Genomic DNA, 22,031 nt, shown 5'->3' with positions numbered 1-22,031 from the left:
TATAGCTTGAGATTTTAGATTGGGCGATTGAGGGGATTGTTAATGAATTGTTGAATATCTCACTTACAATCTTTCGCGCTATATTGGAATAATGCGATCGGCTATGTCTAAAATACGGTTGTCGTGGGTGACGAGTAAAATAGTGCAGGGCTGTTCTTTTGCCAAACCTCCCTAAATATCGATCGCCAAACTCGAATTAAGGTTAACAAAGTTGTTTTACCAGACGCAGAATGCTAATTCATCAACACAACTTCGCCGTAATAAATTGCGGCGTTGCTGAATTAATGAATGACTGAGTGAGGAAGCGGAACATCCTGAAATTTTAGAGCATCTCCGTCTTTGAGAGAGCGGGGAGTTGCCAACCAGGTAGGAACAATTGTAAACAGATTTTAGCTATTTAGGGTAATCAAACAGCACCTCGGTCATGTAATGTTCTGCCCAATCTTGACCGAAAGCTTTTTCGAGTACGCGCCTGGTTTTGTCGTTTTGCTGCTGCTGGGTGCAGTAGTAAATTTGAGCGTCGAGAATTTTTGCTTCTTCGGCTACAGAAACTGGTTCCGAAGCGACTGCGAGTTTGCAGTGAATTTCGACGTAGGATTCAACTATGTCTAGAAATCGGCTTTCTTCTTCCTGTGAATCGGGGCGCACAAACAGGCAAAACTCTGAGAAAATATCGCCCCATTCGGGAATTTGGCGGGGACAAGAAAACTGGTTGACGGGCAAAGTTTGCAGTCGAGTGCGGTAGGTTTCCGACAAAGTTCGATCGGGATTGAGGGGAGAAAGGTCTGCGATCGCGGCGCTAATTTGACCTTTGCCTGCTACGATGTCTGTGCCGAACATCGGCAAAGCATAATTCGGTCTGGGAAACATCACGCAGTGGAGGATATCCAGCAGCGGCCCGACTTTAGCCAGTTCCAAGTGTATTTTGCGGAATTGGGGAGTTTGATAGCAGCGATTTTCTATGATCAGTTTTTCTCCTTCCAGCCGCCCTTCCACGTATCCCAACTCAGCGGGGAGGTGGTAGGGTTCGAGGTCGAGGTACCGACGCCATACTGATTCTATCCGATCGGCTAATTCGCGGATAAGGTAGTGCTGTTGGTCGCGCAGGGAAGGCTTGGATGTTTCTAACATTCTTATTTATCGGGCGATCGCTTAATAAAACTTCATTCTACGGTTGCAGGATGCAGTAAACAAGGTAGATACTTTTAAGGATATCAGCAGTTCGACGTGCGATCGAGTAAGTTTTACAAAAAAATCTGCCCTCTTATAGCAAGCCCTGTGACATTAGTCTAGGTATTCGCAGTGGCACAGGGCAATAAATTGCCATAAAAACCCGAGTAATGAGTAAGATTTCCGGAAACTCTCCGCTAAAATAAATGCACTAGCGGTAATTCGCAGGGAAAAAGCAAAGTAGGTAAGCGCGGAGATTTTGTATGTTTGGTCTGGGATTGCCCGAATTGGGCATTGTTGCGGTAGTCGCTATTCTAATTTTTGGCCCCAAGAAAATTCCTGAGTTGGGAAATGCTTTGGGGAAAACGCTGCGGAGTTTTAAGGAAGGGGTCGGTCAAGCTGATGATGAATCTACCCAGAAGGACAAGGATAAGGACAAGGAGGAAGAGCAAACGCTAGGAAAGTAATTTGCTGAACTTCCTGCAAATAGAATTAGCAACGCTCTGTCATCGTATATGTAGAGAATGTTTCATTGGGCAGTGTCCATATTTCCCAATAATAAGGCGCTGGCAATGAGCTCGATAGCCTTCAAAAATACCCAGATTTGGACTGTATTTATAAGCTAATTTTTGTTGTAGTTTTTTGCCTATAGTTCGTCAGTTTTGAGCAACTTTCTCTTGTTTTTGGGCGAGTCTTCGATAATATTTGGGGGTATTTTTTGAGGCTTGTATTCCTGATAGTCGGTTGCCTAACTGTTTGTTGCGAGGGATATACTGCAATTTCTCCAGCTTGACTTTAGACTTTTTTAGGGAAACTGGCAGTTGTATTTTTTACCGTTATTAAAGCTGGGAAACGTCGATATTCCTAAGGATCGCGAATTAAATAATTTACACTCTTGAAAGTGGGATGGGCCAGAAGAACCCGTCTTTTCTGGACGGGCGGGACGCCCATCCCACAAGAACAATAAAAAATGTAAGTTATTTAATTCTCATTCCTAAGTCTATACCTGTAGGTTTTCTAACGCCACGGTACAAGGGAGGGAGTTTGACTTCTAGTCTGATGGCGTATACGAGTGCGTCGGTTCGATGTCAAGGTATGATTACATTTGAGATTTTACCGTTGTTAGCACAGGAATGGTGGTGATCGCCCTTAGCGATCGTCCCCGATGAGAGCCTCCGCAATGTCCGTGCGATCGCCAAATGTGAATTAAACCGCTATCTAGTAATGTCTCTGGGAAACATAAGGAGCAATTGAGAGCGACTCGCAGCACAGTCCGCTTGGAGGGTGGCTGGCCCGAATCAAGTCCTGATTCTGGCATCTATTCTGGTAAATGCCTCTTGCGAGGGATGCCGCCGGCCCGAAAATCTGCACTTAGATAAATAGCGTACAAGATAGATTTAGTGGTAAAATGAAATATGGTAACCCCCATAGGTGCCAAAGTTTCGGAAAACGTCAAACTGGCCAGTCCATAGGGCTGTGCCTTCCGATGTAAAACTCAAAGTACGTTACTGTAAACAGGCCATATTTTAAGCAAGTTACACTGCGCAGGAGAACTGACAAATGCTACAGCGCAAAATCTATCAACTCTGTTGTGATGGTCGTGAGGTTTCTATTTTTCTTCGAGATCAGCAACGTTGGATAGAGCGCGCTCGTATCCTAGATATTGAAGGGGATCTAGTCACGCTGCGCTACGAAACCGACGAAGAAGACGAAATTAGCTCCTGGGAAGAAATGGTGCGTCTAGAAAGTATTGGAGCTGTGTCCCAGAAGTTGGCTTCGGTGTCGAGAACTAACTGCGAACCCCTAGTTACTGACGATTGTCCCGAAGCCGAGCAAATTCGCAATCACTACCCGGACTCGAATTTAGAATAGTTTTGATCCTTAGCTTGAGTCACAAAAAATAGTTGGGGGAAAAGAAAACGACTTTTCTCCCTTTTTTGTCGAGGAATGGGGCAAAACTCGGGTTTTGCCGAAAAATCTGCTGGATTGTCACCAAATAAGCTATTTAGGATGGAAATTTGAGTTCGATCGCCAGTTTTCGCCTCTGAGCCACCAGAGCAGTCACAGACGCAGAACCGACGAACAACAAATACTGCGATCGCCTCATCAGAAAGCGCGCTAAGCTGTCGATCGCAATGACAACAATAGGTTTATTCCGCATCTAATTCCTCATCTATGAAAAATTCAGACTCCGGTATCGCTTCAAACACCGGACAGAAACCGTCGGGAGTGACTTTAAAGCCAAACAAAGCACTGGACTGGTTCCAACAGCGCTGGCCGCGGTAGTGCTGGCAATTGCCACAGCATTCGAGGTTTGCCTGAACGGCGTTGCCTTGAAATAGCAGTTCCCGCTGGGAGATGCCGCGCAGTACCAGTTCTTCGCCTTGCCAGCGCGCTTCTACTAAACCTGTATCGGCAAAATTTGCCCACCGAGGATCGGCTGTAATCGGACTCGGCAAGCTAATTGCTACCTCTGTCCCCAATTCGCTGAGTTCTCCCTCATAGTTAGTTTCGGGGATAGCGGGCTGCAAAAACATTTCCCCGATCGGCAATTCGACAACAGTCCCTACCGCCGGAGTGTGCAACTGGTAGCGGTTTCGCAGCTCGTCCAAGTTAGCCAAGTCAGCCAAATATGCAGGGGAACCGTGCACTAAAATTACGTGCTGCGGACGCAAATTGTGGATGAGCTGGGTAGTTCCCGGCCCGTCGCAGTGTTCGGCTAGCAGATAAGTTTCAATGAGCCGAACTCCTGATTCCTGCCAGTTGGCAAACCATTCCCTGACGGGATATCCGGGTTTTTGAGGTGCGAGTAAAATCCAAGGATTTGTGCGATCGGCAACGTACAAACCCAAATCGGAAATTTGGTCAGTAATTACAATACACGGGGTTTTCCCCAATTCGGAGCGCTGTTCGGCAGACAACCGGCGCACGCGAGGTTTCACCCTTTCGTCCCAAAACAAAGGTTGGTGGAGAGCAAAGTTTTGAACGGCGGTGGGAAAATGGGGCAGCAGTTCCAGATAAGCGTCGCACCCGTCGGCGACAGTGCCGTCTACCCAAATATCCAAGTCGCGCCCGGTGAAGTAGTGGTGGCTGCGGAGCAGCATCAGCAGTTCTTGACCCAAACCGAGGGCGGGTGCGGGTAGCAGTACCGAGCATCCGTCGGCGATCGCGCGGTGGATGCGATCGGCTAACTGATTTTCCAGTTGTCGGCGGTGAGGGTGGCGCGCTGTGCCGTAACTACCTTCCAAAATTAACACGTCGGGCTTCATGCCCCGGAGTTGTCCCAGCGGCAAACCTTCCACCAAACGACAATTCGATAGAAAAAAGTCGCCGGTGTAAACCAGGGTGTAGGTGCGGTGGGGGGCTTCATAGGTCAAGAGTACAGTCGCCGCTCCGGGCAAATGGCCCGACGGGAACAACTGCACGCTCAGTCCTCGGCGCAGTTCGATCGGCGACTGCCAGGGTAGAGCCTCACAGAAATGCGACTCTGGCTGCTGAGACTGGGCCGGCCAGTTAAGCGGTAGCAGTCGCGCTGTGACTTCGCTGGCGTAAATTGGCAACAGGGGGAAAGCCTGGTGGAGTGCGAGCAAACCTCTGGCATGATCGGAGTGGGCGTGGGTGCACACTACGAAATCGACTGGGGGCGATCGATCTAGTGTCGCTGACAGGGGTGCGACATCCTCTATACCGCAGTCGAGTAAAATGCGGTACGGCCCCATTCGCACTAGCAGACAGACCCCTTCCTGGGCGTGGCCTGCGCCGTAAGGTAAACAATCGAGATCCATCACTGCCGTTAGCTCCCTGTACAAGCGCGCAACTTGCTGTATCGCAACATCTAACTAAATGTTGGCTGCGACTGCATTCATTCGATCGAATCGAGTTGAGTCTTGGACGCAAAAACCAGGTTTGATGGAGGAAAAGACTGTGTTTCTGTCCTCGTTGCCGGTCAAAAAACCGTCGCTCAAAGTTCTGGTGCGTCAGCTTTGGACTTAAATTTTTCCTCTATACCTGCGGTTCCCGTCGTGCAAACAAAGTAATTGCACTTGAAATTTGATGCGATCGACGAGGAAAGCGATTTTCAGAAGGCACGGCCAGAAATTGGCCTGTGACCTTCAACAAGGTTAATGCTAGTGGTTCTTGCATCAAAAGTTACATTAGTTACATTGTTATTGCACCTTGTCAGAGCAGCGAATTCCATCTCATAAGCTGAGTTTTAAATTTTTTTTCATAATTTTGCCTGCTAGAAGCTCGTCTTTTTTATGAGAAGATTTTAATTCAGCAACCCTAAGATGTTGACAAAACATTACAAATCTTCATCTTTCGGGTGTTGGGGGCGGTGTAGAGTCGAATAATCCAAAGTTAGAGAACCGGACTCATGCTGAGGAAGTGCTTTTGTCACGAAGATAGCGGCTTTATGAGTGCGATCGGTTTATTTGTAAAAGTTTGATACATTTTTCTAAGCAAACCTTGTGCCGATCGAGGAGACACATCTTGCAGTGTCGGGCGCTTTTCTTGAGCCAACTTTTGAATCTTCAGCCTGACTCGCCCCATTTCTGAGCCCTCAATCTTCCAAAATCTCAACTAAATCTTCCATTGTCACGTCGAAAGCGCGGGCGATTTTGTAGACAGCAGAAATATCGGCCGTGTTCAAAGCATCGCGCTGAACGTAGCTTCTAACAGTGTTGTAATTCACTCCCGATCGATCGGCAACTTGCTTTAGCGTCCAACCCTTTTGCTCAGCTAGTTCTCGAATCCGCAGCCTCACGTATCCCATTAGCGCGCCCTTACTATTCCAAAATCTCGACTAAATCTTCCATCGTCACGTCTAAGGCGCGAGCAATTTTGTAGACAGCAGACAAATCGACTGTGTTCAAAGCATCGCGCCTCCCGTAGCTTTTTACCGTGTTGTAATTGACTCCGGATCGATCGGCAACTTCTTTGAACGTCCAACCTCTTTGCTCAGCTAGTTCTCGAATCCGCAGTCTCACGTAGCCCATTTTTTTGCTTGATTTCGGTGCATATATACCGGATAATATCTATGTACACTGAAAACGATCGCCCACCTAGCGTCGAAAACTTGAGGGCGATCGCTTTTCTACCCAACCCCGCAAACGCGGGGCACGATTTTCCTATGATACCAACATCAAAGCCCAAATTAAACTCTCATCCCTGCTGTATTGTGCGGCAATTGCCAAATATGCAGCGATTGGTTGTGGCGCGCTTCCACCGCCGCGGCGATGCTGACGGCTATATTCAGATATTACGGCGGTTGTTACCTGCGACTAAACACGCGATCGTCTTTGATACGACTGGGGCTGAGAAATTGCCGGAAGTGCGATCGATCTGAGATGTTGCACCATTGTGAAGAACGGGCAAGATGCCCGTTCCACAAAAGATAAATTTTCTTGTGGAACAGGCATCTTGCCTGTTTCTAAACAAGTAATTAAGAATGGTGTAAGAGATCAGATGGCTCCTCAATCAAATTTACTTAGCAACCGATAGGCTACAATATTTCAAGAGGATCTGAGATATTCGATTCCTATGAATACTCAATTAAGTGCGTAGTTATGCTACTGGTTCAAACAAAACTTGGCATCAGTTCTATTCACGGTATTGGTCTTTTCGCAGCGCAGTTTATTCCAAAAGGTACCGTTACCTGGGAATACTCTCCATACTTCGATACGTCTTATGAAGAGGCGGATATTGAGCGGATGTCTCCTTCAGCGAAAGAGCAATTTTTAAAATATGCCTATTTTGACAAACTCCTCTGTAGATACGTTCTTTGCTTTGACGATCAACGTTTCATCAATCATTTTTCAGAGTCTCCTAATATTCTTTCGAGCTTGCGACGAGACGTTGCAGCACGTGACATCTACGAGGGAGAAGAACTTGTTTGCGACTATAAATGTATATATGATGATACTTATTTTATACGTATGGGCTTTCAGCCAATCACTGTGACCAGTAGTAAATTAATAGAATGAATTTTATGATCGAATTGCTTGCGATCGTGGCATTACTAGAAGACTTGCCACAACAGGGCTTATATCGCGGTCAAGTGGGAACAGTAGTTGATGAATGCGATGCAGAAATTGTTGAAGTTGAGTTTAGCGATTTGCAAGATTGTACCTACGCCCTAGAATCCCTTAAAAAATCGCAGTTAATGATTTTGCATCACAGTCCGCTTGCAGAAACCCAATGGTTAAAAAGTCAGCCATCATTACAAAAACAAGTTTTAAATTGCTAATAATCCCCGTGCAGCTAATAATTAGCCGTTACCAACTAACAAGATAAGGATTTTTTATATTGACTGTTTGCGACTTACTTATTATAATTACCAGGTCAAAAATAATAAAAATCTTACGCCTAACAGTTTTTCTCAAATAACAGGTAAAATATTCTAAGTTTGCGCGTACCGAACGCCGCAGGCTCAAACTATTATCTGTTAAGGATTCGTCCTAATTCTTAGGAGCGGGATTTTAAAATATGCATCTCAGCGAACTGACTCATCCAAACCAATTACACGGCCTGTCGATTCATCAACTCGAACAAATTGCCCGACAAATTCGAGAAAAGCATTTAGAAACAGTAGCCGCTAGCGGCGGACACCTTGGCCCAGGATTGGGTGTAGTGGAACTCACCTTAGCACTCTACCAAACACTCGACCTCGATCGCGACAAAGTTACCTGGGATGTCGGCCACCAAGCTTATCCACACAAGTTGATCACCGGTCGCTACAACAATTTTCACACCCTGCGCCAAAAAGACGGCGTTGCAGGCTATCTCAAGCGCTGCGAGAGCAAATTTGACCACTTCGGCGCCGGTCACGCTTCCACGAGCATCTCCGCAGCCTTAGGGATGGCGATGGCGCGCGACCTCAAGGGCGAAAACTTTAAAACTGTAGCAGTCATTGGCGACGGTGCGCTGACAGGGGGTATGGCACTCGAAGCGATCAACCACGCAGGCCATATGCCGAAAACTAATGTGATGGTAGTGCTCAACGACAACGAGATGTCAATCTCGCCCAATGTCGGCGCAATTACCCGCTATTTGAACAAAATGCGACTCTCGCAGCCGGTGCAATTTCTCAAAGATAACTTAGAGGAACAATTCAAGCAAATTCCGTTTGTTGGCGAAACATTTACACCAGAAATGGAACGCCTTAAAGAAGGCATGAAACGGTTAGCCGTGTCCAAAGTTGGAGCCGTAATTGAAGAATTAGGCTTTACCTACATGGGCCCGGTAGATGGACACAATTTGGAAGAGTTAATTGCTACTTTCAAACAAGGTCATACCATCCAAGGGCCGGTGTTAGTTCACGTTGTGACGGTGAAGGGCAAAGGATATGCGATCGCCGAAAAAGACCAAGTAGGATATCACGCCCAAAACCCATTTAATTTAGCGACTGGCAAGGGCATTCCTTCGACTAAGCCCAAGCCTCCAGCTTACTCGAAAGTCTTTGCTCACGCCCTGGTTAAGCTAGCAGAAAATAATCCAAAAATTGTTGGGATTACTGCGGCAATGGCAACGGGAACTTGTCTAGACAAACTTCAGGAAAAACTCCCGAAACAGTACATTGATGTCGGTATTGCCGAACAGCACGCTGTCACATTGTCGGCTGGTTTAGCCTGCGAAGGAATGCGCCCGGTTGTAGTAATTTACTCGACCTTTTTGCAGCGGGGATATGACCAAATAGTTCACGATGTCTGCATCCAAAACTTGCCAGTGTTCTTCTGTTTGGATCGCGCTGGGATTGTCGGCGCCGACGGCCCCACGCACCAGGGAATGTACGATATTTCCTTCTTGCGCTGTCTGCCAAATATGACAATTATGGCGCCAAAAGACGAGGCAGAATTGCAGCGGATGGTAGTCACTGGCATCAACCACACGACAGGCCCGATCGCGATGCGTTACCCGCGTGGTAACGGTTACGGCGTGCCTCTGATGGAAGAAGGTTGGGAAGAATTGCCGATCGGCAAAGCGGAAATCCTTCGCAACGGCGATGACGTGCTAATCTTAGGTTACGGTTCAATGGTGTATCCGGCAATGCAAACCGCCGAGATGTTGAGCGAACATGGCATTGAAGCAACTGTGATTAATGCGCGTTTTGTCAAGCCTTTAGACACCGAATTAATCTTACCTTTGGCACAGCGAATCGGCAAAGTTGTCACGATGGAAGAAGGCTGTTTAATGGGTGGCTTTGGTTCAGCAGTAGCCGAAGCTTTGATGGATAACAATATCCTGGTTCCATTAATGCGCTTGGGTGTACCTGATACATTGGTGGATCATGCTACGCCTGAGCAATCCTTTGCAACTTTGGGATTGAATCCGTCGCAAATGTGCGATCGCATTTTAGCAACATTTAGCCGCCAAAAGTCACCAGTTAGCGTCTAATTAGCTAGAATTGTAGGGTGGGCACTGCCCACCTTACTTCAGCTTTACTGCACAAAAGGAGAATCAACAATGACTAACGTGAAGCCTAATCGTACAGTACGGCGCGGAAGGTTATTCCCCGAAATTCAGTGGTCAGAAGAAAAGAAAGCGCAGTGGCGCGCTGAAAGAGAAGCATTTTATCAGCGCTGCAAACCAACATTCGATCGCCTAAAACCAGAATTGATTAAAACCCACTACAACTGGTATATGGCAGTTGAACCCGACAGCGGGGACTATTTTATCGACAAGGATGATATGGTGGCCACCAAAATGTGCCGCCAGAAACACCCAAATGCTATCCCGTTCATGTTCCGCATCAACCCTACAGGGGTTTGTGGCACGATATGATTCAAGGCACATTTGGTAATGAGGATGAGCTATTTTTTGAAATTGAATTGATTGCTGATAACGGCTTAGAATTACCTGTTGATGCTCTGCTAGATACAGGTTTCTCGGGCTGGCTAGCAATGGATATTCAGGATTTAGAGGGACTTGATTGGATTTATATTAGACGACAAAAAATGCGAACAGCTAAGGGAGAATTTAATTTCGACCTTTATGCAGGAAAAATCAGAATTGACAATCAAGAATTCGATATTCCTGTTCACGTAGGTGACGGAGTACCGGAAATTTTAATCGGCCGGCAATGGCTGAAAAATCGGCGCTTGGTAGTTGATATTTCGGCGGGTGTTTTGACATTAGAAGCGAATTAATAGCAAGATGACTTTAAAAAATTTTGATATAGTAATAGTAGGAGCCGGCCCAGCAGGAGGCCACTGTGCAAGAATTCTAGCCAAATCCGGCCGCAATGTCTTGCTTGCAGAACAAAACGACAATTTTAATAAAAATGACTTTTCCAGCGCCGCCACACCTTTAGAAACCCTCTCTCAATTCGATTTACCCGAATCAGTTATCGGCAGTTTTTGGCACAAACTGACTATTGAAACTAGCAAAGTTAGTCAAACTTGGGAATCTCCCGAAAGTTTGGGAGTTGTACTCAACTTTGCAAAATTTAGAGCATTTTTAGCCGACGAAGTTGAGCGATTTGGCGGTGAAGTTTGGCTGGGTTGTCGCTACACCGGACATTCGCAAGCCAACGGCGAAACTACAGTAGAATTTAAACAGTTATCTGACGGGCAACTTATCAAAGTTAGCACGAAAGTCTTGGTTGATGCTACTGGCTTTTCGCGGGCAATTATGTACGACAAAGAAAACGATAAGCCTAATTTTTTGTCGGGAACCGGAATCGAATATTTAATTGAAGTTGAACCGGAAGTTTACAATAAATATGCCAATGATTTAATCTTCTTTTTGGGTGATAAATGGATGCCGAAGGGTTATTCTTGGATATTTCCTATGGAACAAAATAGACTGAAAGTTGGTGCGGGACGCATTTTTTTAGATGCCAAAACGGTTAAGCATTTGTCACCGATTAAACAGTATATTGATTTGCTGATTGATGAATATCTGAAGTCTAAAAGTTATAAAATTATTGACAAACACGGTTCGACGCTGAAATACAGTCGCGGTTTGCAGGATATTTATTGGAAGGATAACATAATTGCGATCGGCGATACTGTCTCGACAGTAAATTTTCTGGGAGGCGAAGGGATTAGACACGGGATGGATGGTGCCGAAATCGCTGGGAAATACATTGAACAATATTTGGAGGGGGAAATCTCGGATTTTGCGGATTATGAGACCCAAATGCATCGCAAGTTTGATAGGAAATGGAATATTTCGGAAAGGTTGGCGGTGAGAAAGTATATTGATGATGTTAATGATGAATTGACAGATAAAATGATTTCTTATTTGAAGTACATGAAAACTAAAGATGTGATGGATATTTTATTTGATTATAAGTTTGAGAAGATTTCCAGAGGATTTGGCGGTTATTTGCGACGTAAATTTCAGGGATTGATGCAGCAATTTCACTTGTAGGGTGCGTCAGTTGAAAGATTTTTGATTGAGTTGAAAATATCTGGCTGACGCACCTTGTTGCAGCAATTTCCCTTGTAGGGTGCGTCAGTTGAAAGATTTTTGATTGAGTTGAAAATATCTGGCTGACACACCTTGTTGCAGCAATTTCACTTGTAGGGTACGTCAGTTGAAAGATTTTTGTTGAGTTGAAAATATCTGGCTGACGCACCTTGTTGCAGCAATTTCACTTGTAGGGTGCGTCAGTTGAAATGTTTTTGATTGTCTTAAAAATCTCTGGCTGACGCACCCTACAAATATACACATCTACGAACCAATTCCCAGAAATTTTCTGCTGTTACTTGAAGGCGGGGTAGCGACATTAAAGAATCGTGAAAATTGCTCGTACTCCATCTATATGATACACCGAAACTATACCCACTTGCTCCGATTAAATGCGCTACAATTTCATCGACATTCCCGTAGGGATAGGCAAAAACTCTCACAGATTTCCCTAATCCCCGTTCCAAAGTTGCGCGGGATTTCGCCGCTTCGCGCACAATTTCGGTGGGGGACAATGAAGTCAGAGGCTGATAGGTGGCAGACATGGAACCAAATTCAATCCCTGCATCCCGCAATTGTCTAATTTCCGGCCATTCCATTAACTGTACTTGTTCAAATTCGGCTTTTTCCCAACTATTTGTCTTTCCTATTGACTCGGCTACTAGAAAAACAGTGGCTGTAAAGTCAAAGCGTTTTAGTAAAGGGAAAGCGTAGGTTAAAAAGTCGAGATAGCCACCGTCAAAAGTTATTAATACAGCTTTACCTGGTAAAGGAGTTTTAGTTAGTTTTGCATTTTGCCAATCTTCCCAAGTTGCACTGTAATAACCATTTTCTTTCAGATACTGCAACTGTTGTTCAAAAACCTGCGGAGTAATTGCATTTAAACCATCGGGAGAAATGCGACGGTAGGCGAGAATCGAGAGTTGTTCTGTAATGCTATCATTGTCAAATATTTGAGTTTTCACTGAGTGAGAAACTTCTCGGTAAGGCGATTTTTGCCAAATGATTTCTGGTGCGTAAAATACTTGCTTTGGTAACTCGTTTTCTCTGGGAATTTGGATTATCACTTCCCCTGCGATTGCTGCTGATTTCGTTAATTCCCGCAGCGCCTGGGCTGGGAGTGCGGCGCGGCGGCTGATACTGGTTCCTGTTGCACCACATCGCCTACCGAACATCACCGCATCTTGGGGGTAAATGCCCCTAGAACCCTTTGCATTCAACCAGTCGGGCAGATTCGACCTTTGTTGTGCAGTAGAGGTTAAGCGCGATCGCAACGATTGCTTATTATCTAACGGTTTTCCCAACAAAGCTTCTCGCACGGTGGCGACGCACAACTCAAAACCGATATTTCGAGTAATTGTCGATCGCACTTTTTGAGCAGAAACAAAGTTATTTTCCACGGTAACGGTTACAATAGCGATCGCCACACCGCCTACTGTCACCAGCACGTCAATTTCAGCAAGCTCAACTTTTATATTAGTCAATTCTTCGCTAACTTCCACAGCAATCAAGTCTCCATCGAGAGTGATTGTGACTGCTTCATCGACGGTTTCGGGATTGTAAAAATTAGCCTCAACCCAATTAGGACGATTCCAGATTTCTTGTAAAAATAGCGTCCATTCCAGTTGGGGAGTTTCTGGATTGTCTTGAAAGAAGCGTGAAAGTATTGGCCAAGCAAACTGGGCTGCGATCGCATCTGCCAACACCGTACCCGTCACAATCCCGTCACAGACTGGCAATTCAATAAGGGACTTGCGTAGAAATAAGAGCCCAGCCATGCTATTGTATTGTCGAAGGAGCAGCCAAAGGATTGGTATAGTATTAAGCTCCAAATCCCTAACTTCGAGTTCAACACCTGCTAACTTGATTGTACAGCAAACGCGATTGAATATTTGTGGAACCTTAATATCCGAAATTAATTCGCTCACCTCCACCGTAACCTTGTAGGCAATTCTCGAATTTACCCACTCGATATGAGTTAGAATATTTTTAATTTCACTATCTTTAAAAACTCGATGATATTTGTGAACCTTAGTGCTTTGAATATCCCTGGCAATTCCTTGATGCCAAGGTAAATTCAAACTCAGCTTAGCTGCTTTTTCCTTATAATTAATCAGCATTCCAGCATCATACTCAATTCCAATAAAATTACAAATATCCTCTAGGACTAACTTTTTGTTTTCTACAAGATCTTCATATCTAACCAAGATATGATTAGATTTATCAAGATAGTTATGGCTAGTTAATACTGCATATTTCCATCCCTCGATACAGCGATCTAAATCCCAACCACCGCCCCACAATTCGTTAAAATCCCGAGTAGCCTCATACATAGAAGCTATGCAATCCATGCTGTTTCGCATAATATGTATGAATTTAGAATCCGGCAAAAAGCGCTCTATATCCTCAATAAAATATATGTGTTCCGGCGTTTTTTCCAACCAAATGCTTTTGTTCTGTTCCGCAGCCAAACCATCCAAAACTCCGACAAACCAACTAACTTTAGCTTCCACACTTTGACTGTCATCAAAACCTTGCAAAAGTTCAGGGCGATTAATCTCATCATTAAAAAAAGCTTCCATCCTGCTTGGCAACTTTGCCGCAAACTTCTCGTACAATAAATAGTGAAAAAACTTAGATTCAGGAAAAGAAATAACTTCAGGATGAGCCGCTAATAAACTCTGAAGAATTGTAGTACCGCTTCTTGGAGCTCCTACTAAAAATATTCGTTGCATTGTTGATTTTATATTAATAAACTGGCGATCTAATTTCTTTCGTGGAGTGGGGGCGGGTTTATCTAGATTGTTTGTAAAAATTAAATATGGTTGGCGAACCCGCCCCTACAGGAATTATGTTTTACCGTATTAATCCGCGTTAATCTGCGTTCATCTGCGGTTTCACAAACATCCTAACTCCAACTAAAATCTTCCTTCAACAAATCAGAAAGCTCCTGATTGTAAGGCTTAAAATAATTGGTTAATTCTTGTTCTATTTCCGGAGGCATATTACTGTAATCTTCGGCACTATTACCCTGATATTCTTTGACAGCACTCGCCTTAACATCCAAGAATTCTAACACCTCTGAAAACACATCTCCCGGATTTTTTTGAAAATCTTCGCTTTTGATAATTAGCAACTGTTCCCTGGGAAAATAATCGAGCCAATTCTTGATTTGTTCGACATAAATTCCTCTCGACAAGTAGGAATAATGCTGGTGGTTGAAACTGTAATAGCCTTCATCGGCTTTGAATTTTTCGATCTCACCTTTGAGTCTGTCTGGTTCAGATGCGATCGCCTTTTCAAAATCTAGCTTTTCACAGCCGATCGCCACTTCTAAATGATAGTGCATCCACGCTCTTTGTACCGGGTTGCGGAGCATCACAATCAGCTTAACATCCGGGAAACACTTGTAAACCCGCTCGGCCACCAACGGATGGTAAATATAGTAAGGAGTCATCTCCCACAGCAGCACTTTGTCACCCGCAACACTCCGCGTCAACTGCTTGCTGTACCACTCAACACCGCGCTCGAAATTCAATTCAAAAAAGTGTACTTGCTTAGCACCTTCTTTGATATTTTGCAAGTGATTTTCTAGATAGCCGTATAAAGCCTCGGTGCTGCACTTTTGAGCGCCCAGAATTAAAAAGTCAGGTGACTGCTTATTTTTCAACTGAGTGGAAATCTTGGCGTAGCTGGGATTATTTTTGTTCAAAGCGTGAACTTTGTCAGTTGTTTCTGGCAAATCCAGCACCTCCATTTTGCCGTCAAACTCCCAGCGGTAGGGCGGACAAAGGATCGTTTTTTGGTGTACAGTCGATCGCACGTACAGCGGATAAACGTGCCAGTGATAATCGTAAGCGTAGGCCCAACTCTTCTCGTAAACCCCAGGATTCACGTAATACTGCCCGTTTCCTAAATCCAGCCTGTCTACGTGCAGCCGGATTTTGCCTTTACCTTTCGCCAGCGGTATCAACCGGCCCATTTGATTAGTATTAGTCTCAAAACAACTTTGACCGTCTTCCCGACTGATTGTCACCCCAAAAATTGCAGCATCAATCGATTTGGGAACCGTGTAATGAATTTCAATAGTAATCGTATCGCCGCTGTCTATTTCCTCATCCGGCAACACTTTGACATCCGTAATTTCTACTTCCAAAGAACCGAAACGGTTTTCATTAACACGCAATTCCGAGCCTGTACTTGTGACTTCAGGAGGACGCATGGGAGTGCGCTTTTCTGTTTCCGATCGCATTTCCGATAAATACTGACCGGCTACAACTTCCGGCTCTCCGTAAGCCTGGATTTTACCATCCCGCAGCCACAAAGCTCGATCGCACAATTTCTGAATTTGTCCAGCATTGTGAGAAATTAAAACAATCGCACAACCTTTAGTTTTAAACTCGGCTATCTTGTTCAAACATTTAGTTTGAAAAGCCACATCACCAACCGACAAATGTTCATCAATTAAAAGCACTTCCGGATCGGTGTGTACCGCTACCGAAAAAGCCAGCCGCATTTGCATCCCCGTACTGTAAGTTCGTAGGGGGCTGTCAATAAACTGTTCTAATTCTGCAAATTCAACAATATCAGAGAAGCGGCGCGTCGCTTCCCGGTGAGTTAAACCAGCTACTACCGCACCCACAAACACATTTTCTCGCCCTGTTAAATCCGAGTGAAAGCCTGCACCCAAATCCAACAAACCGCCAATTTTGCCATTGACTTTAATACTTCCTTCCTCAGCACGGCCGATACCTCCAATCAGTTGCAGTAGTGTCGATTTTCCTGCTCCATTTTTGCCAAGAATTCCCAGCATTTCCCCAGGAGAAACACTAAAACTCACATCTCGCAAGGCCCAAAAATGTGCTTGTGGCTTCATCCGCCACCACCCCCACAAAGCAGCCTCCATAATCGTAAAAGGTCGATCGGCACTGTAGCTGTTGAAACGCTTGCCTAAACCTTTAATCACAATTGCTTGACGCATTTACAATTCCTCCACAAATCGATCGCTTTGCCGTCTAAAAATTCCCAGTCCGATCGGCAAAAGAGCAGCTACTACTACACTCACAATTAATAATGCCATCCAATCAGGCTGCGTGCCTCTGAGGAGTACAGCTCGGTAAGCTTCAATCAACGGCACCATCGGATTCAACTGATAAAATATCAGATATTCTTTCGGGACGCTGTTGAGGTCGTAGAAAATTGGAGTCAGATAAAAAAGCATCTGCAACAGTACGCCTAGAGTGTGCTGAGTGTCCCGGAAAGTAACGTTCAAAGCAGCGAGGGGATAAGCCAAACCGACTGTCAAAAAAAACTGAATTACCAGCAGCACTGGCAAAAAAAACAGCACTGAATTCGGCTGCAAACCGTCAATTATCAGAAATATCATTAAGACTGGGAGCGCCAGTAAAAAGTGAATTAGCCCTGTTGCTGTTGTGACTACAGGCAAAATGGCGATCGGAAAATTTGGCTGTCTAATTAAAGCGCGGTTGCTGGTGATTAGTCCTGTTGCTTGAAATAAGGCACTTTGAGTCCAAGTCCAAATTAATAAACCACTGAAAGCAAACGAAGAATATTTTGGAATGTTGATTGGAATTACCGATCGAAACACAAAAGAAAAAACCGCCAACTGCAACAGTGGATTGATCAAAGTCCAAGCAATCCCCAGGGCCGATCGCTTGTAGAGTAGTTTCATGTCGCGATCGACCAACTCGCGCAGCAAATCAAAGAAATGAGCGACTTGGCGCCTGTAAACCAGTTGTCCTGCATTTCTCACTGGACACCCCCAGCTATTACCTGCGGTTCAACTTCCTGCGATTCCTCTTCAGCAAGGGCCACCAACTGCCGCGCTTGCAACTGAGCTTCTCGGTAAGCAAAAGGACTTTGCAAAGCCCCCAGCAATTCGCTGACTACGAATTTGCGGGGAAGTTTGCCAGGATTCCGCAAGCGGCGCAGCAGCCACCAACCCAACCACTCAAACACGACAAAGTGCACAAGTTGGGCGCGCCCTACGGTACGGTTGCGATCGCAAGTCAGCAAATAAGCCCCAAAACTGCGCCCGTTATCCTGTAACTGTCGGCTCAAAGCTTTGTCGCTGCGCCGGTGCAAGTGCCACACCAAAGTGCTCGGATCGTAAAAAGTCGTATATCCCTTCGCCAAAATCCGGTGAAACATCTCGACATCGCCAGCGCCGCGTGTCGCCGTCCCCACATCAAGAGCCACGTCAAAGTTGCCCACAGCCTCAAAAATTTGGCGGCGGAAAGCCATATTTGCTCCAACGCCGTAATTGCAAGCCCACAGCAAATCTTTCACCGAAAGTTTGTTACCTTCAACTTTGAATTTGTGTAAATATTGCAGCATTCCGCCGTAAACCAGCTCAAATTGCTGTTGGGGCATGGTTTCCAGTTCCGCAGCCGAGACTAAACCGCTGACGGCCATGACTTCGGGATCGGCAAAGCCAGCAGCAATTGACCGCAGCCAACCTCGATCGGGTCGCGCGTCGTCGTCGGTAAAAGCAATAATTTCGTGGCGGGCTTCCGCGATGCCGCGATTTCGTGCCCAGTCCAATCCTGGCCGTTCCTCTTTGACGTAGCGTACAGGTAATCCCGCGACGTATTCGGCAGTTCTGTTGTTGGAGGGAGCGTTGTCTACAACGATAATTTCGCGATTGGGGTAGTCGAGGGCCAGCAGCGATTCCAGAGCGCCTTTGAGTAAGTCAGTGCGATCGCGCGTACAGATGACAACGCTAATTGGTGGCAATTCTCGATCGAACTCTGCGATCGGGGCTAACTGCTCTGCCAAACTCAATTGAATCAACGTCTTGCCCATCTGCTCGACAATTGTTTGTCGCACTCGATCTGCCGAGATTGTCTGTTCCCAGGGATTGTTATTAACATAGCCCCAGCCGATCGGGCGTCCTCGGTAGCGAACCAAGATGCGGACGCCTTCATATTTTTCTAGTCCCCTAATCGGATTTATCTGTTCAGTAAACTCGATCTCAAGCATTTTTATTGCCATAATTTCCTCCTAACTAAATATCCGACTTGGAATCTGGCACTTTTAGATTTTAGATTTTAGATTTTAGATTGATGGCAATTGTAATCTCAAATCGGCAATCCAAAATCGGATGGAGCATTAGGTATTTAGTATTTGTGATTGGCGATTAGGAAAATTACTAGCCATTAACATGAAGCACTAGCTATTAATTTCACTATTCCCATTACCTATTACCCCTTACAACTTACCAATTAGCAATTATTTAATTGCCAAAACACGATCTTCAAAAGCAAGTAAAGGTTGTGTTGCGATCGACTCAGAACTGTGTGGCATACCGTTAACCGCCATCGCTCTCGCCAGCGGTTCGGCTAAGTGCAGCGCCAGAATCGTTCGCAGGTGAACTCCCCGTAAAGGTTCGGCGCCAACTTCGGGAGGGATATGACCGATTGTCAGTTGGCCGTAGTAAAGGTAAATACCGGCAGGTCTTTCGGCATCAATCCTTTGTTCTGCTGCTTCCAAACCTTGCTGCAAATCGATTTCTATTTCGTTTTCTGCCAAATCCGCGCGGGCCGGGCCTTCTTGCAGAAAACTAGAAATGCCCGATCGAGTTTTCAATTCGTCTACCACACCACGGAAGTACCAGTAACCGCGCAATTTAGTGTTCAGCCACCGCCAAGTACCGCGCATCCGGACAGCTTCTAGTAAATCTAGCGATCGTCTCAGTCCCAACACCAGCAAATCTAGGGCTGCCGGCCAGTAAAAAACCAGGGCGACCAAAATCCGATCGACCAGAGAGTAAGGAGTTTCGTAATCCCCTACGTGCAGAGTAGGTCTGAGTTCTGGGTGCCTCTGACCCAGCAAGACATCGGAGCGGCCTTCCGCACGCGCGCGCCGAAAAGAGCGATCGAGGTTGTTAGTTTCGTGTTCGTAGTGATACCCGACTGCATCCGCTGCCACAGCAAAAGGTATATTTGCTTTGAGCAAGCGTAAGCCGAACTCGTAATCTTCATGGGCAGTGCCTTGGCCGAAGCCTGAATCGAAGCCTCCGGTGCTAGCAAACAGTTCTGCATCCAGAGAAAGGTTGCCGGTGAGCAAGTCTTGATAAGTGTGACGGTGAGCAGGCTGGCTCATCTCATAAAATTTTTCTTCCCACCAAGCCCGCACTGTTACGTCAAAGAATCTAGTCCCTCCCTGCAATTTAGGAGGATAAGGGCCGATTACCGCGCAGCCCGGACGCTGTTGGTGAATGCGTACATGACTTTCGACTAAAGGCGGAGTTGGTTCGATATCGTCGTCTATAAATATCAGCAGTTTTCCGGTAGCGGAGGCTGCTCCGGTATTCCGGGCGATCGAAGCAGCCCGACACTTTGCTTCAATAACCTGTATTTTAAACGGAGCTTGGTAGTCTTTGAGCATTGCCAAAGTATCGTCAATGCAGCTATCTGCAACTACCGTCACTTCGATGAGGTCGATCGGATAAGTCTGCGAGTGCAGGGCATCGAGAGCGCGCCGCAGCGAATAACTGCGGTTGTGACTGGGAATAATTACGCTAACAGTGAGATTTTCCCTGTTCATAATTGGTAATTGGTAATAGGAATTGGAAGATGGAAGATGGAAGATGGAATGGAAGATGGAAGATGGAAGATGGAAGATGGAAGATGGAAGATGGAAGATGGAAGATGGAAGATGGAAGATGGAAGATGGAAGATGGAAGATGGAAGAATCTCAGCTAATAACGTTCGCGAGCGGGGACGCTCGCGCTAATAACGTTCGCGAGCGGGGACAGCACTATGACTAATGACTAATGACTAATGACTAATGACTAATGACCAATGACTAATGACTAATGACTACTGACTACTAACTACTAACTACTGACTTCCCTTTAATTTCTTGCAACCGTTTGCGAGAAGCAAAATAAGCCATCGGGCCGCCGATGCAGCCGCGAAGTTGAGCTAAGAGCAAGTCTTTTGGGATAGAGTCCGGTTTGTTTCGCAAAGAAGCAATCAACTCAGGCAGTTGTTTGTAGCGCAGCCATCCCCAGGCTAACAGCGGTATGCTAAACTCCCGATTTTTCACCAAAGTGCGCGTCCAGAAAGCGTAGACTCCAATTCCGTAGCAGTACATCGTTTTGCGCAAATCTTCCCAATCGCGCCGGTGACGATGCCAGCTTAGAGCCCTCGGTTCGTAGATAATGCGATAGCCCGCAGTCAGGATGCGGACATAAAGTTCGTGATCTTCCCCGCATTTTGCAGGCGTCCCCACACCCAAAGCTTCGTCAAATAGACCTACGCAGTCGATCGCGCTCTTCCGCAAAGCCATACTCGCCGAAACGCCTATAGGAGCTACAATCAGCGGGTTGCAGTACGCCCCGTCGAAGATGACTCGCTGAAATCCACGTCCGTGGGGGCTGTAACGCTCGAACCATTCTTGAGCTTCAGTTTCGAGTTCCAAAGGCATTACCAACCCGGTGACACACATAACTCGCGGATCGCCGAAATTGTGCAAGAGCGATCGCAACCAGTTCGGATCTGGTACTGCATCGTCATCTGTCAGGGCGATAACTTCCCCCTTAGCTTCCAGCACAGCGCGGTTGCGGGCAGTGCTAGACCCCGCCACGTCTTCCCGCACGTAGCGGACTTTTGGGTAATTTTCGACCAGTTCCCTCGTAGCCTCCGTGGCGGGACAATTGTCAATTACTAAGTATTCCTGACCGTCGTCGGGCAGCCGCATCAACGCGTCGAGACAGCGCTGCAAATCTTCCGGGCGATCGCGCGTGCAAACCGCTACAGTGGCTGTGGGCATTGCCTGTACTGGCCCGCGTTCGTCCCATTCCAGGGTCTCGTAGAGCCAATTTTTCCACAGGTTATCGCCCACAGCATTCATCAGTGTTTCCCGCAATTGGGAGCCGTCTATGCGACCTCCGACTGCGGGTAAAGTCGCTTGACCGATCGGTTTTCCGTGCAGTCTAATTAAAACCAAGGCTTTGCTGTAACGCTCCTCAACCGCTATTTCTGGCGGTAGTTGGGAGATTTCCAGGTCGAGAATAGCTGTTGCCATTTTAGATTTTAGATTTTAGATTTTAGATTGCAGAATTGTGAATTTTAGATTGCTGAACAAGGTTCAAAAAAAACATCTATTCTCCGTATTTTACCGGATGTCTTTTAGCCAAAATTGTTGTACGAGATAGCAATTTATCAATGTCATACTTGTCGCTCACCGATCGCGAATCAAACATAAAGCCTCATTTTGGTGATTGCTGTTATTTATTTTTACTTTCTATCGTCGGCTGATGTCAAGTTTTTTTTCTACACAATTTTTACCGCCGAAGGCGATCGCACGTCCGGGCTGATGTCAATTGCAGGTGTTAATCGCCCATGCTGTCGAGGTGACGATAGAATATTTAGTCAAAATTTGGGCGAATTGAGACCTAACATTGAAAGGACTAAAGTCCT

At 45.9% G+C, this 22,031-nt stretch carries 24 protein-coding genes and 1 pseudogene; 11 read left to right on the top strand and 14 right to left on the bottom strand.

What is annotated here, in order from left to right; all coding sequences use genetic code 11:
- Positions 1–78 precede the first annotated feature (78 nt).
- Together JGK20_RS16335 and JGK20_RS16330 are read right to left on the bottom strand one after the other, a co-directional pair.
- Positions 79–183, bottom strand: a pseudogene (locus JGK20_RS16335) (ABC transporter ATP-binding protein); the annotation flags it as partial.
- Positions 184–393: 210 nt separating this feature from the next.
- Positions 394–1,131: a phycocyanobilin:ferredoxin oxidoreductase gene (locus JGK20_RS16330; RefSeq protein ID WP_293155731.1), complete on the bottom strand. Its 738-nt coding sequence runs from the start codon at positions 1,129–1,131 to the stop codon at positions 394–396.
- A gap of 302 nt (positions 1,132–1,433) precedes the next feature.
- On the opposite strand from JGK20_RS16330, the gene tatA reads away from it, so the two are divergent.
- The gene (gene tatA / locus JGK20_RS16325) at positions 1,434–1,637 is read left to right on the top strand and encodes a twin-arginine translocase TatA/TatE family subunit (protein ID WP_293155728.1); all 204 of its coding nucleotides are present in this window, start codon (positions 1,434–1,436) and stop codon (positions 1,635–1,637) included.
- Positions 1,638–2,269: 632 nt separating this feature from the next.
- Here tatA and JGK20_RS16320 read toward each other — a convergent pair.
- Positions 2,270–2,488 carry a hypothetical protein gene (locus JGK20_RS16320; protein ID WP_293212086.1) on the bottom strand — a complete coding sequence of 73 codons (219 nt, stop codon included), beginning with the start codon at positions 2,486–2,488 and terminating at the stop codon, positions 2,270–2,272.
- A 242-nt stretch (positions 2,489–2,730) separates the two neighbouring features.
- Between JGK20_RS16320 and JGK20_RS16315 the strand changes: the two genes are divergently transcribed.
- Positions 2,731–3,042, top strand: a complete 312-nt coding sequence (locus JGK20_RS16315; RefSeq protein WP_265236321.1) for a DUF6679 family protein — start codon at positions 2,731–2,733, stop codon at positions 3,040–3,042.
- A gap of 133 nt (positions 3,043–3,175) precedes the next feature.
- On the opposite strand, the gene JGK20_RS16310 is transcribed toward JGK20_RS16315, so the two are convergent.
- Both JGK20_RS16310 and JGK20_RS16305 read right to left on the bottom strand, forming a co-directional pair.
- Positions 3,176–3,331 (bottom strand): hypothetical protein, encoded by a 156-nt coding sequence (locus JGK20_RS16310; RefSeq protein WP_293180989.1) that lies wholly within the window; start codon positions 3,329–3,331, stop codon positions 3,176–3,178.
- Positions 3,321–4,955 (bottom strand): MBL fold metallo-hydrolase, encoded by a 1,635-nt coding sequence (locus JGK20_RS16305; RefSeq protein ID WP_293191049.1) that lies wholly within the window; start codon positions 4,953–4,955, stop codon positions 3,321–3,323. Before JGK20_RS16305 ends, JGK20_RS16310 begins: the two co-directional genes overlap by 11 nt.
- 58 nt (positions 4,956–5,013) lie before the next feature.
- Here JGK20_RS16305 and JGK20_RS16300 point away from each other — a divergent pair, with 58 nt between their 5' ends.
- Positions 5,014–5,163 carry a hypothetical protein gene (locus JGK20_RS16300; protein WP_293231381.1) on the top strand — a complete coding sequence of 50 codons (150 nt, stop codon included), beginning with the start codon at positions 5,014–5,016 and terminating at the stop codon, positions 5,161–5,163.
- Positions 5,164–5,565: 402 nt separating this feature from the next.
- On the opposite strand, the gene JGK20_RS16295 is transcribed toward JGK20_RS16300, so the two are convergent.
- Genes JGK20_RS16295 through JGK20_RS16285 form a run of 3 tightly spaced genes read right to left on the bottom strand, consistent with a single transcriptional unit; the run spans position 5,566 to position 6,167 of the window.
- A complete protein-coding gene (locus JGK20_RS16295; RefSeq protein WP_293180983.1) occupies positions 5,566–5,721 on the bottom strand; it encodes a hypothetical protein in 156 nt (51 codons plus the stop codon).
- 10 nt (positions 5,722–5,731) lie between these two features.
- Complete coding sequence (locus JGK20_RS16290) at positions 5,732–5,944, bottom strand: helix-turn-helix transcriptional regulator (RefSeq protein ID WP_293180980.1); 213 nt, start codon at positions 5,942–5,944, stop codon at positions 5,732–5,734.
- 13 nt (positions 5,945–5,957) lie between these two features.
- Positions 5,958–6,167 carry a helix-turn-helix transcriptional regulator gene (locus JGK20_RS16285; protein ID WP_293180977.1) on the bottom strand — a complete coding sequence of 70 codons (210 nt, stop codon included), beginning with the start codon at positions 6,165–6,167 and terminating at the stop codon, positions 5,958–5,960.
- Positions 6,168–6,208: 41 nt separating this feature from the next.
- Here JGK20_RS16285 and JGK20_RS16280 point away from each other — a divergent pair, with 41 nt between their 5' ends.
- The 7 genes from JGK20_RS16280 (at position 6,209) to JGK20_RS16250 (ending at position 11,544) form a co-directional block, all read left to right on the top strand.
- The gene (locus JGK20_RS16280) at positions 6,209–6,517 is read left to right on the top strand and encodes a hypothetical protein (protein WP_363319155.1); all 309 of its coding nucleotides are present in this window, start codon (positions 6,209–6,211) and stop codon (positions 6,515–6,517) included.
- A gap of 220 nt (positions 6,518–6,737) precedes the next feature.
- Positions 6,738–7,154 carry an SET domain-containing protein-lysine N-methyltransferase gene (locus tag JGK20_RS16275; RefSeq protein ID WP_293206445.1) on the top strand — a complete coding sequence of 139 codons (417 nt, stop codon included), beginning with the start codon at positions 6,738–6,740 and terminating at the stop codon, positions 7,152–7,154.
- The gene (locus JGK20_RS16270; RefSeq protein ID WP_293206447.1) at positions 7,151–7,417 is read left to right on the top strand and encodes a DUF4926 domain-containing protein; all 267 of its coding nucleotides are present in this window, start codon (positions 7,151–7,153) and stop codon (positions 7,415–7,417) included. Before JGK20_RS16275 ends, JGK20_RS16270 begins: the two co-directional genes overlap by 4 nt.
- Before the next feature lie 239 nt (positions 7,418–7,656).
- Positions 7,657–9,564, top strand: a complete 1,908-nt coding sequence (gene dxs, locus JGK20_RS16265) for a 1-deoxy-D-xylulose-5-phosphate synthase (protein WP_293206449.1) — start codon at positions 7,657–7,659, stop codon at positions 9,562–9,564.
- A gap of 69 nt (positions 9,565–9,633) precedes the next feature.
- Positions 9,634–9,951: a hypothetical protein gene (locus JGK20_RS16260; RefSeq protein WP_293191057.1), complete on the top strand. Its 318-nt coding sequence runs from the start codon at positions 9,634–9,636 to the stop codon at positions 9,949–9,951.
- Positions 9,948–10,316: an aspartyl protease gene (locus tag JGK20_RS16255; protein ID WP_293191059.1), complete on the top strand. Its 369-nt coding sequence runs from the start codon at positions 9,948–9,950 to the stop codon at positions 10,314–10,316. Before JGK20_RS16260 ends, JGK20_RS16255 begins: the two co-directional genes overlap by 4 nt.
- Positions 10,317–10,323: 7 nt before the next feature.
- Positions 10,324–11,544 carry an NAD(P)/FAD-dependent oxidoreductase gene (locus JGK20_RS16250; protein WP_293231379.1) on the top strand — a complete coding sequence of 407 codons (1,221 nt, stop codon included), beginning with the start codon at positions 10,324–10,326 and terminating at the stop codon, positions 11,542–11,544.
- 287 nt (positions 11,545–11,831) lie between these two features.
- Here the strand turns inward: JGK20_RS16250 and JGK20_RS16245 are convergent, their stop codons facing one another.
- The 5 genes from JGK20_RS16245 to JGK20_RS16225 form a co-directional block, all read right to left on the bottom strand.
- On the bottom strand, positions 11,832–14,318 hold the full coding sequence (locus JGK20_RS16245) for a sulfotransferase (protein ID WP_293231377.1): 2,487 nt from the start codon (positions 14,316–14,318) through the stop codon (positions 11,832–11,834).
- Between the two features lie 173 nt (positions 14,319–14,491).
- Positions 14,492–16,564: a Wzt carbohydrate-binding domain-containing protein gene (locus JGK20_RS16240; RefSeq protein WP_293180950.1), complete on the bottom strand. Its 2,073-nt coding sequence runs from the start codon at positions 16,562–16,564 to the stop codon at positions 14,492–14,494.
- On the bottom strand, positions 16,565–17,356 hold the full coding sequence (locus tag JGK20_RS16235) for an ABC transporter permease (RefSeq protein WP_293180947.1): 792 nt from the start codon (positions 17,354–17,356) through the stop codon (positions 16,565–16,567).
- Positions 17,353–18,597 (bottom strand): glycosyltransferase, encoded by a 1,245-nt coding sequence (locus JGK20_RS16230; RefSeq protein ID WP_293180944.1) that lies wholly within the window; start codon positions 18,595–18,597, stop codon positions 17,353–17,355. Before JGK20_RS16230 ends, JGK20_RS16235 begins: the two co-directional genes overlap by 4 nt.
- A gap of 237 nt (positions 18,598–18,834) precedes the next feature.
- Positions 18,835–20,151 (bottom strand): glycosyltransferase, encoded by a 1,317-nt coding sequence (locus tag JGK20_RS16225; protein ID WP_293180941.1) that lies wholly within the window; start codon positions 20,149–20,151, stop codon positions 18,835–18,837.
- 76 nt (positions 20,152–20,227) lie between these two features.
- Here JGK20_RS16225 and JGK20_RS16220 point away from each other — a divergent pair, with 76 nt between their 5' ends.
- On the top strand, positions 20,228–20,374 hold the full coding sequence (locus tag JGK20_RS16220; RefSeq protein WP_293231374.1) for a hypothetical protein: 147 nt from the start codon (positions 20,228–20,230) through the stop codon (positions 20,372–20,374).
- 62 nt (positions 20,375–20,436) lie between these two features.
- Here JGK20_RS16220 and JGK20_RS16215 read toward each other — a convergent pair whose 3' ends face one another.
- A complete protein-coding gene (locus JGK20_RS16215) occupies positions 20,437–21,636 on the bottom strand; it encodes a glycosyltransferase (RefSeq protein WP_293180935.1) in 1,200 nt (399 codons plus the stop codon).
- Between the last annotated feature and the right edge of the window lie 395 nt (positions 21,637–22,031).

Source organism: Microcoleus sp. PH2017_05_CCC_O_A, from assembly GCF_020738785.1.
GTDB lineage: Bacteria > Cyanobacteriota > Cyanobacteriia > Cyanobacteriales > Microcoleaceae > Microcoleus.
The sequence above is the reverse complement of the archived record's forward strand: the minus strand, read 5'-3'. Positions and strand labels throughout refer to the sequence as shown.